The sequence below is a fragment of the Nocardia sp. NPDC001965 genome (assembly GCF_053594175.1).
In genome coordinates, this window is sequence record NZ_JBSFDZ010000032.1 from 17,941 (window position 1) to 30,832 (window position 12,892).

Genomic DNA, 12,892 nt, shown 5'->3' on the forward strand with positions numbered 1-12,892 from the left:
GAATCAGTACTCAGTGCCCGGCGAACGCTTCACGGCGGAACCACTGGAGAAGGGTGGGGTTGCCGACGGTGGTGACGAGGCCCACCGTGGTGCGCAGGAAGCGGTCGTCGTCCGCCAGAGTCAGCATTCCGGCGGCCAGGTCCGCACGGGCGGTGAACCTCCCGTCGGCGTGGCCCTCGACGATGGAGTAGTCGGTGCTCGACGGCAGGTGGAAGAGTCCGCTAGGTCGCACGATGGTCCAGTCCAGATCGGTATCGCGGATCAGTGTCTCCATCCGCCGCATATCGTCGTACAGCGTTTTGCCCAATACCCGGGTGACGTACGGCAGTATCACCCGGTTGAAGAGGAATCCGCCCTCGGAGTACGGGCGCGGATCCACCCCGCTCGAACTGACCGCGACCAGCCTCCGCACTCGATGCCGTTCCATCGCGGCGACGATATGTGCCACACCGCGTGAATAGGTGTCGATCGCACTCTTTCCGGGCGGCACCCCGAGGGTCGACAGCACCGCATCCCGGTTGGCCAGTACCGCGTCGACGGCGGCCGGGTCGAGCACGTCGGCACCGACCACCTCGAGCCGATCGTGTTCCAGCGGAAACAATTCCGGTCGCCGGGTAACCGCGGCGACGTGATGCCCGGCGGCGAGTGCCCGGCCGGTGAGCAGGCGGCCGGTGGGTCCGTTCGCTCCGAAAACTACGATCCGCACGATAGTTCCCTTCCTCGTTTACTGCGTTTCCGATCGCCGTATAGGCGCTGCTGTGCGCAGCGCACTGCGCCCCGGCGATCTTCGGGCGGCCCGCGTGGCCGCTCGGTCCGGTCGGACAGCGATAAGACGCCGGCCACCGCGCCCACGTCACAGGGCCGACTGTGTAATGTGCGCCACGACGTGAACGCAGGGATGTAATCGTCGCTCGCGTTCGTGAAGCTGCGGTATCGGTTCGGTCCGGTATCCCACGCGCCGGACCGGGTGCATGGGACAGTCTGAGCATGTCCGAAGTACCAGACGTAGCCGAGCGCACCTTTTTCGGTCACCCGGTCGGACTCGTCAACCTGTTCGGTGTCGAACTGTGGGAGCGTTTCTCCTTCTACGGGATGCTCACCATCCTGGGTTACTACCTGTACTACTCGACCACCGACGGTGGTCTCGGTATGGATCAGGATGTCGCGATCGGCCTGGTCGGCGCCTACGGCGGTCTTGTCTACCTGTCCACGATCATCGGCGGCTGGGTCTCCGACCGGTTGATCGGGATGGAGCGGACCGTCTTCTACGGCGGCGCCGTGGTGATGGCCGGGCATATCGCGCTCGCGCTGATCCCGGGCCTGATCGGGGTCGGGGTGGGACTGGTGCTGGTCGCGCTGGGCAGCGGCGCCTTGAAATCGAATGCGTCCGCCCTGCTGGGCACGCTCTACCCGAAGGGCGATCCACGGGTCGACGGCGGTTTCACCCTGTTCTATCTCGGTATCAACCTCGGTTCCTTCGTCGGGCCGTTGATCACCGGGTTGCTACAGCAGGAGTGGGGTTTCCACGCAGGCTTCGGGGCGGCGGCGATCGGAATGGCGTTCGGACTGATCCAGTATGTGGTGTTCCGCCGCAACCTCGGCACGGCCGGCCGCGAGCCCACCGATCCGCTGCCGCGCGGCGCTTACGGCCGGGTCGTCGGAGTCGTGGCCGCGGCGGTCCTGCTGATAGTCGTGGTGCTGGTGGCCGGTCTGGTCACCGTCGACAATCTGCCGGATGTGACCACCGTGCTGATCGTCCTCGCCGCGGCGGCATACTTCGCCGTGTTGCTCACCCATCGCCGGGTGACTCCGGTCGAGCGCAGCCGGGTGCGGGCGTTCGTACCCCTCTTCCTGGCCAATGTGGTGTTCTGGGCTCTGTTCCAGCAGATCTTCACCGTGCTCGCGGTCTACTCCGACGAGCGGATGGAATGGAATATCTTCGGCTGGACCGCACCGTCGAACTGGATCGGTTCGGTGGAGCCGGTCTGGATCATCACACTGTCGCCACTGTTCGCGCTCCTGTGGACCAGGTTGGGCGATCGGGCGCCGAGCACGCCGCGCAAATTCGCGCTCGGCGTGGTCGGGATGGGCGTGGCGTTCCTGTTGTTCGTGCCGCTGGCCGGGACCACAGGGCGTTCGGTGCCCGCACTGGTGGTGCTGTTCATCATGGCGGTATTCGCCGTCTCGGAACTGCTGATCTCACCGATCGGGCTGGCGGTGAGCACTCAGCTCGCACCCGAGCACTTCCGCGCGCAGATGATGGCCCTCTACTTCCTGTCCGTCGCGCTGGGCACCACATTGTCGGGTGTGCTGGCGCGTTTCTATTCGCCCGACGACGAGTTCGCCTATTTCGGGATCACCGGCCTGGTGGCGGTCGCGGCGGGCGCGGTGATTGCCGCCCTGTCGTCGTGGATAACCCGATATATGTCGGGAGTGCACTAGCGTTCCCGGTACTCGCGCCGGAATTACGAGGAGGCCGCAGTGTCGACGCCTACCAGCCGCAGTTCACTGTTCCGCACCAAGTCCGTGGAGCAGTCGATCCGCGACACCGACGAGCCCGGAACCAAACTGCGCAAGGACCTGACCTCATGGGATCTGGCGATCTTCGGCGTGGCCGTCGTCATCGGCGCCGGTATTTTCACCCTCACCGCCCGGACCGCCGGTAATGTCGCCGGGCCCGCGGTATCACTGGCCTTCGTCTTCGCCGCTGTCGCCTGCGGTCTCACGGCGCTGTGCTACGCGGAGTTCGCCTCCACCGTTCCGGTGGCCGGTAGTGCCTACACCTTCTCCTACGCCACCTTCGGTGAGCTCACCGCCTGGATCATCGGGTGGGACCTGCTGCTGGAGTTCGCGCTCGCCGCGGCCGTGGTGTCCAAGGGCTGGTCACAGTACCTCGGCCAGGTGTTCGACCGCGGGGCCGCCGTGGTGGAGATAGCTGGTGTCAGCTTCGACTGGGGCGCGGTGCTGCTGATCGCGGTGCTCACCACCCTGCTCGCACTGGGGACCAAGCTCTCCTCCCGTGTCTCGATGATCGCGGTGGCCATCAAGGTCGGGGTGATCCTGCTGGTTATCGTGGTCGGCCTGACCTTCTTCGATTCCGACAATCTGACCCCGTTCATCCCGGAATCGGAGCCGGGTGCGGGCGGCCAGGGCCTGACCCAATCGTTGTTCTCCTGGGTGACCGGGGCCGGTAACAGCAATTTCGGCTGGTACGGCCTGCTGGCCGCGGCGAGTCTGGTGTTCTTCGCGTTCATCGGTTTCGACGTGGTGGCCACCGCCGCCGAGGAGACCAAGAACCCGCAGCGCGATCTCCCGCGCGGCATTCTGGGCTCGCTGATCGTGGTCACCATCCTCTATGTCGCCGTGTCCATCGTGCTCACCGGCATGGTCCCGTACACCGATCTGGCAGGGAACGACGCGACACTGGCGACCGCGTTCGCCTTGAACGGCGCCACCTGGGCAAAGAACATCATCTCCATCGGCGCGCTGGCCGGTTTGACGACCGTCGTGATGGTGATGTTGCTCGGCCAGACCCGGGTGCTGTTCGCGATGTCGCGCGACGGTCTCGTGCCGCGGCGGCTCGCGCAGACCGGCAAGCGGGGGACCCCGGTGCGGATCACCGTCATCGTGGGCATCGTCTGCGCGATCCTGGCCGGTTTCGTGGAGTTCGGGACGCTCGAGGAAATGGTCAATATCGGCACCCTGTTCGCCTTCCTGCTGGTCTCCATCGGGGTCGTGATCCTGCGCCGCACCCGTCCCGACCTGCCGCGCGGATTCCGGGTGCCGCTGGTCCCGCTCGTGCCGATCCTGGCGGTGCTGTCCTGCCTGTGGCTGATGGTGAATCTTTCGGTCGAAACCTGGCTGCGTTTCGTAGTCTGGATGCTGCTCGGTTTGGTGATGTACTTCGCATACGGCCGACGGCATGCGCTGGTCGGTAGGTCCGCTTCCGAACAGGGGTGATCGCGATGGGTCCGTCGTGGCGGTGGTTCCGGCGCCGGGAGGTACAGCCCGCACAGCAACTGGTGCCGCGGGACGCCTCGGGCACGGAACTGGTGGTGGAGTGGATCGACGCCGTGACCACCGGCCTGGCCACCGCGCCACCCGGACCGCCCGAAGCCGCCCCCGCCCGGGTCTGCGACGGTATGTTCACCGCGGCGACCATCGCCGCGGTGCTGATCGAGAAGATCGCCGACCGTACCGAGTACCGGGTCGCCAACAACCGGTGCATGGCCTCGGCGGTCGATTTCATGAAAGTCCTCGGGGAGGACACGCTGCGCCGCTACCGTATCGACGGCGTGCAGCCGGTGGGCTGGGAGAACATGGGCACCGAGATGGACGAGATGGTGATCGCCCGTCGGCTCGGACAGCTCGGTGAGGCCCTGCAACTGGCCTTGCTGGCGGTGACCACGGACTACAACCTGTCCGACGAGGTGCGGGAGGCCGCGGAGGAGTCCGGTTTGCTGGCGGCGGACGTGCTGGTGGAGGCATGCCAGGCGATTCAGACAGATCCCACAGTGTGACTCCCACTCACGGGTATTCCGGTACGGGTGTACGAGTCGGTAGTGTGTGGTCCGCACGCCCCCATAGCCCAATTGGCAGAGGCAGCGGACTTAAAATCCGCCAAGTGTGGGTTCGAGTCCCACTGGGGGCACTACTGCGCCGCAGGTCGGACAGGGTGTCCGAGGCTGGCGCGGGTGTCCGGAGGTTGCGCGGTCTGCAGTGAGTCCGCAGCAGCCAGCGCCCCGCGATGCCGCAGACCGTGCGGGACCATTCCGGCCAAACCCGTAGCTTCCACCGCCCGATCGAATGCCCAGCGGAACTCACCGAGTGGCAGCGTTCCACTGTTATGGCTTTCGAACACGGGCGCGCTCACCTTGCGGTCCTCGACTGCGCTCGACAACTGCTCAGCGAGGAACTGGGGATCGGTACCGAACGTGAGGTGTGGTTCTTGGTGTCCCCCTCCACGATCCCCAGCCCCGCGACACGAGCTGCCGAACGCGAGACGGTGATCCTCCGCCGTGCCAGGTCTATCGTCTCCCCAGTTCTCAACGCGGTCGGTTGCCGAATTTCGCCTTATAGGTTCAAGAGAGGCGGCGCCTGCGCGCCGCCGCCACGCAACCGGCCGGGCCTGGCTGCGCTGGCGGCCCAACCGGGCGCGTCGGCGACACGCTGACGCCACCCGCTTCCGACCCGAAATGGTTCATTTTCGATAATCGAGAAGTGTGGGCACGACGAGAGCCGTACCCGACTTGCTCTCCCGCAGCCTGAGCACGAATCGGCCGGCAACGCCCGGGATGACTGGCCGTGGTCCCGTCCCGCCGAGTTGCCGAACAGATGAATCGACCGGTTCGCGGGATAGATGTGCGCGACCTCCGGCCGCGTGGCCCTGCTGACTGGTGGCCTGCAATGTGTTCCCGCGCCCCTCCACCGTCAAGGGCGCCCAAGGGCGTCAGCTGCGCTGATGGCATTCGCCACCCTTGACCGCGGAGCCTCTACGCGAGAAGGGCAGGCCCTATCGGGGCAGGCGGGTAGCCAGCCCCACTTATGCGCAGCCCACCATCCAGCAGGGCCAATCCGTCTCGTCCAGCTGGGGGCCGACTCACTTTCGCAGAGCTTGGCGCGAGCCAGCCATCGCAGGCCCCCACCGACTTCCGTAGAACTGAAGCGGGAACACACCGCTCGATGCGAATATTACGAGGCAACCGGGCATAGCCGATAGGGGACTCATGAACGAAAACGGTTTGACTCTCTCTGAAGAATCAGTATTCAGGCGTGTCCCTAAATTTCTCGCACCGCATCAAGCTCTACTATTCGAAGCATTCGCATATTCGTCAGATTCGCTAGATATTGCATACAGCTCGATCTTCAAATTGGCGAACTTTGTGGAGAATGATAGCGACAAACTAGATCGCGTAGTTTCCGTCCAGTTCATTACCAATGCTTGGTCTATGGTGGATGCGCTTCATAACGTACGTCATATCCTGCAAGCGTTGGATGTCAGAAGTCCCGAAAGTTTGGTATTTCTTGCGCTCTGCGAACCGGCTTCTCATCTGCGAAACTGCATGGACCACCTGAAGGATCAGGCAAAGAATCTTGCCATGAAGAAAAAAGTGGAGCCCCCTCTGCTCGGCGCCGTGAGCTACAACTACGTGCCCAGCGATGCACTTGAGTTCAGCAGTGAAGGAAGGATCGTTGAAATTAGCAAGGGGACGGCTATAACTATTTCTATTGGCCGGTTGCCGAAGAAGGTAAAGACGGGACTTTTGAATCCAGCGGATCAGCAGCCCGTTCATGGAAACATGGCCGGGTTACGGCTGGAAGCATTTGCCTATTCGATCGAACTCATGGAGGCATATCGAGCCTTCAAGGTATTTGCAGGAAAGCTGGAGAAGATTTATCTGGCCGCGATGACAGAACAGGCGAATCGACTGGTAGGGGAGCATAATGTCGCTTATAAAGATCTAATGGGTCATTTCGGATCTGGGCTTTCGGTATTTGCAGAATGGTCTACATGCCCGACACCTGAAGAGGCGACCTGAACTCAAGCCGCATCCTTCGTGGCGGCAGAGTAGTCCGGTCATTGATTCGAGTCTGGTCAGCCCGATCGGCGCTGATAGCGGCGCAATTGATCTGAAGAGTCCGCAATCGGTCCGCAGCGGTGGCGCACACGACAAACTCCGCCAACGTTGCCAGCGGAGGTTTTCCCAGGTCGCGACGATTCGCCAACATCCACCAACGAACCCGTGACCTGCAATCATTCAGCTTGCCGACCTTAAAATCCGTCAAGTGTGGGTTCGAGTCCCGTTGGGGCACTACTGCGCCGCAGGTAGGACGCCTATGTCCAAGGTCGTGCTTGTGGGAGCACGACCTCGGCGTCGGCCTCAGGCTTCGAGGGTGACCTCGCCGGGTTCGTGCTGAAGGTGATGGCGATCGTGCCCGGCCCGGTGTTGGCCTCGGTTCGTGCGTAACCGTGGTCGGTCTCGCACCGTCCCTGCGCGGGGGCGGAAGAGGCGGTGATATCGGTCGCCCCGTGGCCCCGGATCGACATTGCGCCACGACGCGGTCCCTGTCAGTACGCAGGACGGGTCCGAACGGTCCGCCGTGAACATCAGCGTCAGCGATACGCCTGGGTTTCCGTTCGGCATCGGCGCGACGGCTGCGTCGGCCCGGCCGGTGCCCGCGCGCCCGGGTGCAACGGTGACCGGGGCTCGCTCGAATTCAGGAAAACCCTGGGCTCCAGCGGGGCTGCCGATGCGGACAGGGCAGATACGGCGAGTGCTCCGACAAGGAGCGGAGGCATGGAAGCGCGCACGAAGATCCTCTCTGAACGTTGCTTTCGCTGATTACTCCGTAGGGCCGTACAAGCAAGCGAAGAGCTGCTCCGGCGCCCGAGTTTCCGGTGGCCGCGGGCGCGGGTACGAAATGAGGTTTCAACTCGGCGCAGCGAGATCCGGCCCCTCATCGGTCCCGAGGTCCGGGCAGAGTGACGGCCATGACGAAGACTGCGATCCCGATGACGGCGAGTGCGGCCAAAGTTGGGCTCCAGATCACGACCCACCCCCGAACGGGTCGAAGAGACCGACCTGCGGTGGGTACACGCGAGTTCCCGTGATCAGTTCTGCTACTTCGGTTATCACCCACCACGGCGTATCCGGTTCGAGTGATCCAAGGTGCGGGATCACGACCGCCTCGGCGGCATGCTCGAGCGCGTATCGGACGGCGATCAGTGCCGCCAGTACAGCCCGAGTGTCTGTTCGTACCGTGAAGACGAGGCGGAGTCCGTTTCGCTCCGTCAGTGCTCCCAGTTCGGATGCGTCATGGTCGTTGTGCAGCAGGGCAACTGCCCGCCTCATGAGTCGAGTTCCCATGCCGTCTCCGGGAACTCCCACGATACGACGATCGGCCTGTGATGCGTTCGGAGTACCACTGCGTTCTCGCTCTCTTGCTCGACAGCTCGGAAGGTTGTGAGTCGAGAAAGCCCGATATACAGCGCTTCTCGACGACTGCTCTCCGGAGCCTGACGGTCCGGACCGGGAAAAACGGCGACGGAAAGGGCGACGATCAGGCGCCGAAATAGGGCGACATTAAGGCGTCTTAACCGTTATCGTGAGCGCATGACGGGACCCAATACGGCGCTACGGGCAGCGCGGAACGCCCGGTTGATGAGCCAGGACGACTTGGCTCGAGCGTTGCGTGAAGCCGGTTGTCTCAGTGCTACGAAGCGCCTGGTGCAGCGCTGGGAGGCTGGACACACCGTGCACCCACGTCCCGTGCATGCCCGGGCGCTGGAGAAGGTGATGGGTTTACCGATCGAAACGCTCGGCTTCGGTGCGGTGATGGCGGGGCGCGCCCTCTCCGGTGCGGATGACGGCAGCCGCGAAGTCGAATCGACCATCGGCCGAGTGCCTGCGGACCAGCAGCCGAGCATCTCCGCTACGCGCCCGCGCCTGCCGGGCAACTACGCCGGAGTGTGGTTGTCGCGGTACGAGTACTACTCGAGCGGTCGAGACGCGACCTTCACCGCCGCTCACTACGCGGTCGTCCTCCAGCACGATGATCGCCTCACGATTCGCAGCCTTCCGGGCTCGTCGCCGTCCTCGCTGGAGATGGACCTGACCGTCGACGGCCATATAGCCACCGGTGCGTGGAGCGAGCGCACCGCCGCGGAGGGCTACTACCGAGGGGCGCGATACCACGGCTCCGTCCAACTGCTGATCGAGTTGACCGGTAATCGGATGGCCGGTAAGTGGGTCGGGTTCGGGAAGAATTTCGAGATCAACACCGGTCCGTGGGAACTCGTGATGCAGGAACCTTCGACGTCCAAGGCAGCCGTCGACGCCTACGACCGGCCGGTTCCGCTCGACGACTGAGCGCTCGACGTTCGCGTATTCGTCCGGCTCGACTGTTCGGTCGGGTTCACCGCCGTAATGTTCCCGGTATGCCGAGCCAGGGGATTCACATTGCGATCGGGAAGATATGGCGGTGGAACAGGAAGCGCGCGACCGGGATCGTCGAATCTGCAGGTGGGGACCAGATCTGGTTCGGGCTGGATTCACTGCGTGGTAGAGATTTCGACGATATAGGGATCGGGGATCCGGTCGAAGTCGAGTACGAACTCGCGCAGCAGGATTCGCACACCCTGCGCGCAGTGCGAATAACGTGGGTCGATGTCGTTACATGATCGGTTCGACAGGGATGGATCGAATCGTGAGACAACGCGCCTGCACCGGCGCCGCCGCGCCACCCGAGCCGATCGTGAAGTGTCCGGCCGGTCGGTAGAGCCTGTGTCACACGCGGGTCGACGTGTTCTCCCGTGTCGGCCTGTGCTCGTGTCGTGTCGATGGACGACATGCGCGCCCGATTCGGGTGGGTCGTCTCCGTCATAAGGGGTACCTTCCCCCTATGACGGAACCGCCGCACAACTATGGGCGCCAGGACCCCCGCCGCCAGGGTTACCCGCCCACCCAGGCCTACTCCCAGCAGCAGGGTCGCGCGCCGCATCAGCCGGAGTACGGCCACCAGTCCGATTACGGGCATCAGCCCGAATACGGCCATCAGGTCGAATACGGGTACGAACCGGATCGGCCCGAGCCGCGGTCCAACGAGCCGAAGATCAACCTCGGGCGCCTGTGGGCGGGCGGGGTGGGCACAGCCATCGTGGTCGCGCTGGTGATCGTCGTGCTGATCATGCTGGTGCGCGGGATCCTGAACATCTCGGTTCTCTCGCCGGAGGGAGCGGGTGCCTACGGCACCGTATCGACCACGTCGTACGCGTTGGCCGGTGGTGCGGCCGCGATCGCGGCGACCGGGCTGTTGAATCTGCTGCTGGCGCTGATGCCGAGTCCGATGCAGTTCTTCTACTGGATCACCGGCCTGGTCACCGCGCTGGCGACACTGGTTCCGTTCACCCTGGTCGCCGGGGTGGACGCCAAGATCGCCACCGCCGTGATCAATCTGATCGCGGGGCTGTGCATCATGTCGCTGCTCGGTGGCGTGGGGTCCGGCGCGATCATCAAGCGGCCGCAGTCGCAGTACTGAGTTCCGTCGGACCGGTCATGGCCGTCCCGTGGTCGCGGGCTTACCGGTGTCCGGTCGGATGCGCTCGGTGAACGATCCGTCCGGTGGATCAGCCGGCCTCGGATCCGTCCGGATGTACCCGGACGAGCTGTTTGCCGAGGTTGTGTCCGTCGAAGAGCCGTTGCAGGGCGGACGGGGCCGCGGTGAGACCCTCGGCGATGTCCTCTGCCCAGCGCAGCTCACCGGTCGCGACCCAGCCCGCGAGCCGTGCCAGCGCGGCGGGGAAATCGGCGTGATGGTCGTAGAAGACGAAACCCTCCATCCGGGCCCGGCGAAAGGCCAGCTGCATGTAGTTGGACGGTCCGTCGCCGTAGCCGGCAGGCGTGTATCCGGAGGAGATCGAGCCGCAGAGCGCGATCCGGGCGTGCAGGGCGAGATGATCGAGCGCGGTCTCCAGCAGGGTGCCGCCGACATTGTCGAAGACCGCGTTCAAGCCGTCGGCGGCGAATGCGCGCAAGGCGGCCGGAATATCGTCGTCGCGATAGTTCACGCAGGTATCGAAACCGGCGATATCACGTACCCAGGCCACCTTCGCCGCCGACCCGGCGGTCCCGATCACCCGCGCACCGAGCAGGCGCGCGATCTGGCCGGCCAGCGAGCCGACGCTACCGGCGGCACCGGTGACCAGCACCGAATCGGATTCCGCCACGTCGAGTACCCGGGTGACCCCCAGATAGGCGGTCAATCCGCTCACACCGAAAACGGTGAGCATAAGGCGCGGGTCGATGCCCGGCGGCACCGGATTCACCCCGAACAGGCCCGAGCGGCGCGCCACCGTGTACTCCTGCCAGCCGAGCTCGCCGTAGACCCACTGGCCCTCCGGTAGTGCCGGGTCGCGGGAGGCGACGACCTGCCCGACCCCGCTGCCGCGCATCACCTCGCCCACACCGACCGGAGTCGTATAGGTCGCCGCGGGGTTCAGCCAGGTCCGCTGGGTGGCGTCGATGCCGAGCCAATGGACCCGGACGAGGGCCTCGCCGTTTTCCAATATCGGGAAGGGGCTACGCTTTTCGGCAAAGGTGCCGGTGGTGATCCCGGCGGCCGGTCGTTCGTTCAGGACGATGCGGCGGAAGGTCCGGTCGGTCACAGCGGCCAGTCTTGCGCAGGGACCCGGCCGGTGTCATGTCGATTTCCGCGCCGTCGTCCGGCGCCGTACCGGCTGTCATCGGGCAGGCCGGCAGTATTGCGTTCACGGTGATCGCAACCCGTGTCAGCCGGTGGATTGCGTCGTACCCTCGGATCTCCGGTCCAGGTTCGGGGAGCACACCGTCATGATCAAGTTACTGGTTTTCACCCTTGTGGGTATCGGCGCGCAGATCGTCGACGGCACGCTCGGGATGGCCTTCGGAGTCACCGCGACGACGCTGCTCGTCCTCAGCGGTACGGGTGCCGCGCATGCGAGCGCGGCGGTCCACTTCGCCGAGGTCGCTACCACCCTGGCCTCCGGTGCCTCGCACTGGCGGTTCGGCAATATCGACTGGAAGGTCGTGCTGCGGCTCGGTGTGCCCGGCGGTATCGGCGCCTTCCTCGGCGCGACCGTACTGTCCCGGATCTCGACCGAATCGGCCGCACCCATCACCGCCGGTATCCTGCTCGCGATCGGTATCTTCCTGGTCATCCGGTTCTCGTCGCGGCCACCGGTGGAATTCGCCGCCTCGGAGAAGACCGCTCATTCCGCGAAGTTCCTGACCCCGCTGGGCCTGTTCGGCGGTTTCATCGACGCCAGCGGTGGCGGCGGCTGGGGCCCGGTCACCACCAGCACCCTGCTGACCACCGGCCGGAGCGCACCGCGCACGGTGATCGGCTCGGTGAGCGCCTCGGAGTTCATCGTCTCGGCCTCGGCCAGTGTCGGCTTCCTGCTGGGCCTCGGTTCGGACTTCTTCGACAACCTGCTGATCATCGCGGGTCTGGCGCTGGGCGGCGTGATCGCGGCTCCGATCGCCGCGTGGCTGGTCAGCCGGATCACTCCCGGTGTGCTCGGTACCGGGGTCGGTGGGCTGCTGGTGCTCACCAACGCTCGCTCGCTGTTCAAGTACTTCGGTATCGACGGCGCGCCCCGCACGATCGGTTATGTGCTGATCGTCGTGGTCGCGGTCGGCCTCACCGTGCTGGCATGGCGGAAGTCCCGGGCCGCGGCGGCCGCCGCCGCGGACGCCCCCGCCGAGACTGCTGCCGCGGTCGAGACCGAGGCCGATACCGCCACAACCGTGGTCGATACCGCCGCCGATACCGAATCCGCCGGTAAAGGCTCCGCGGATACGGCGCAGGTGCCGGTCAGATAGTCATGGATCGCCCGGTTGCGCCGCGCACGCGGGTGACCGGAAGGTGAGGGAACAGCGCGCCCGGCCGCCCGGACAACGAGTCCGGGCGGCCGGGCGCCCTCGTCGGTATTTCCACGACCCGCTCCGCGGTATCAGTCGATGGGGGCGACCCGGATCAGGTTTCCGTCCGGGTCCTCGACCACGAACGTGCGCCCGAACACCGCGTCGTGCGGCTCCTGGACCACCGTCACACCGCGGGCCAGCCACTGCTCGAACTGCCGGTCGATCGCGGCCGGATCGCCCGGCAGGTTGAGGCAGACCTCGGCGGTGCGGGCACCGGCGTGATCCAGCTGGTCGGCGTGTCCGCTCCACAGGGCGAGGTCCACGCCCGCGTTCAACTCGAAGGTGACGAAGCGCGGGGATTCGAACTCGGGTGCCATATCGAACAGATCCGAGTAGAAACGAGCCGAAGCGGGTGCGTCGGCGACGTACACGATGAACATGTTCGGGGTCGGCATGGTGGTGGGCCTTTCGCGTCGGGACGGACAGGTCGA

The 12,892-nt window shown here is 65.1% G+C and carries 11 protein-coding genes and 1 tRNA gene; 8 read left to right on the plus strand and 4 right to left on the minus strand.

Translation table 11 applies throughout. The annotated features are described in order from the left end of the window. Positions 1-10: 10 nt before the first annotated feature. Positions 11-706, minus strand: coding sequence for an NAD(P)-dependent oxidoreductase (locus tag ACWCPQ_RS28890; RefSeq protein ID WP_449904721.1), 696 nt, complete (start codon positions 704-706; stop codon positions 11-13). A gap of 281 nt (positions 707-987) precedes the next feature. Between ACWCPQ_RS28890 and ACWCPQ_RS28895 the strand changes: the two genes are divergently transcribed. The 5 genes from ACWCPQ_RS28895 (at position 988) to ACWCPQ_RS28915 (ending at position 6,539) form a co-directional block, all read left to right on the plus strand. Further along, positions 988-2,442, plus strand: coding sequence for a peptide MFS transporter (locus tag ACWCPQ_RS28895; protein ID WP_449904723.1), 1,455 nt, complete (start codon positions 988-990; stop codon positions 2,440-2,442). 39 nt (positions 2,443-2,481) lie between these two features. Beyond that, positions 2,482-3,960 (plus strand): amino acid permease, encoded by a 1,479-nt coding sequence (locus ACWCPQ_RS28900; protein ID WP_449904725.1) that lies wholly within the window; start codon positions 2,482-2,484, stop codon positions 3,958-3,960. A 5-nt stretch (positions 3,961-3,965) separates the two neighbouring features. Continuing rightward, on the plus strand, positions 3,966-4,520 hold the full coding sequence (locus ACWCPQ_RS28905) for a hypothetical protein (protein WP_449904727.1): 555 nt from the start codon (positions 3,966-3,968) through the stop codon (positions 4,518-4,520). 57 nt (positions 4,521-4,577) lie between these two features. Further along, positions 4,578-4,651, plus strand: a tRNA-Leu gene (locus ACWCPQ_RS28910). A 1,075-nt stretch (positions 4,652-5,726) separates the two neighbouring features. Next, entirely contained in the window at positions 5,727-6,539 is an 813-nt protein-coding gene (locus ACWCPQ_RS28915; RefSeq protein ID WP_449904729.1) for a hypothetical protein, read from the plus strand. A gap of 1,008 nt (positions 6,540-7,547) precedes the next feature. Here ACWCPQ_RS28915 and ACWCPQ_RS28920 read toward each other — a convergent pair. Then, entirely contained in the window at positions 7,548-7,853 is a 306-nt protein-coding gene (locus ACWCPQ_RS28920; protein ID WP_449904731.1) for a hypothetical protein, read from the minus strand. A gap of 261 nt (positions 7,854-8,114) precedes the next feature. Here ACWCPQ_RS28920 and ACWCPQ_RS28925 point away from each other — a divergent pair, with 261 nt between their 5' ends. After that, entirely contained in the window at positions 8,115-8,870 is a 756-nt protein-coding gene (locus ACWCPQ_RS28925; RefSeq protein WP_449904732.1) for a helix-turn-helix domain-containing protein, read from the plus strand. A 532-nt stretch (positions 8,871-9,402) separates the two neighbouring features. Next, complete coding sequence (locus tag ACWCPQ_RS28930; RefSeq protein ID WP_449904734.1) at positions 9,403-10,038, plus strand: DUF6069 family protein; 636 nt, start codon at positions 9,403-9,405, stop codon at positions 10,036-10,038. Between the two features lie 88 nt (positions 10,039-10,126). On the opposite strand, the gene ACWCPQ_RS28935 is transcribed toward ACWCPQ_RS28930, so the two are convergent. Beyond that, the gene (locus ACWCPQ_RS28935; RefSeq protein WP_449904736.1) at positions 10,127-11,164 is read right to left on the minus strand and encodes an NADP-dependent oxidoreductase; all 1,038 of its coding nucleotides are present in this window, start codon (positions 11,162-11,164) and stop codon (positions 10,127-10,129) included. A 184-nt stretch (positions 11,165-11,348) separates the two neighbouring features. Between ACWCPQ_RS28935 and ACWCPQ_RS28940 the strand changes: the two genes are divergently transcribed. Continuing rightward, positions 11,349-12,359: a sulfite exporter TauE/SafE family protein gene (locus ACWCPQ_RS28940; protein ID WP_449904738.1), complete on the plus strand. Its 1,011-nt coding sequence runs from the start codon at positions 11,349-11,351 to the stop codon at positions 12,357-12,359. A gap of 131 nt (positions 12,360-12,490) precedes the next feature. Here the strand turns inward: ACWCPQ_RS28940 and ACWCPQ_RS28945 are convergent, their stop codons facing one another. Continuing rightward, positions 12,491-12,856: a VOC family protein gene (locus ACWCPQ_RS28945; protein ID WP_449904740.1), complete on the minus strand. Its 366-nt coding sequence runs from the start codon at positions 12,854-12,856 to the stop codon at positions 12,491-12,493. Positions 12,857-12,892: the final 36 nt, after the last annotated feature.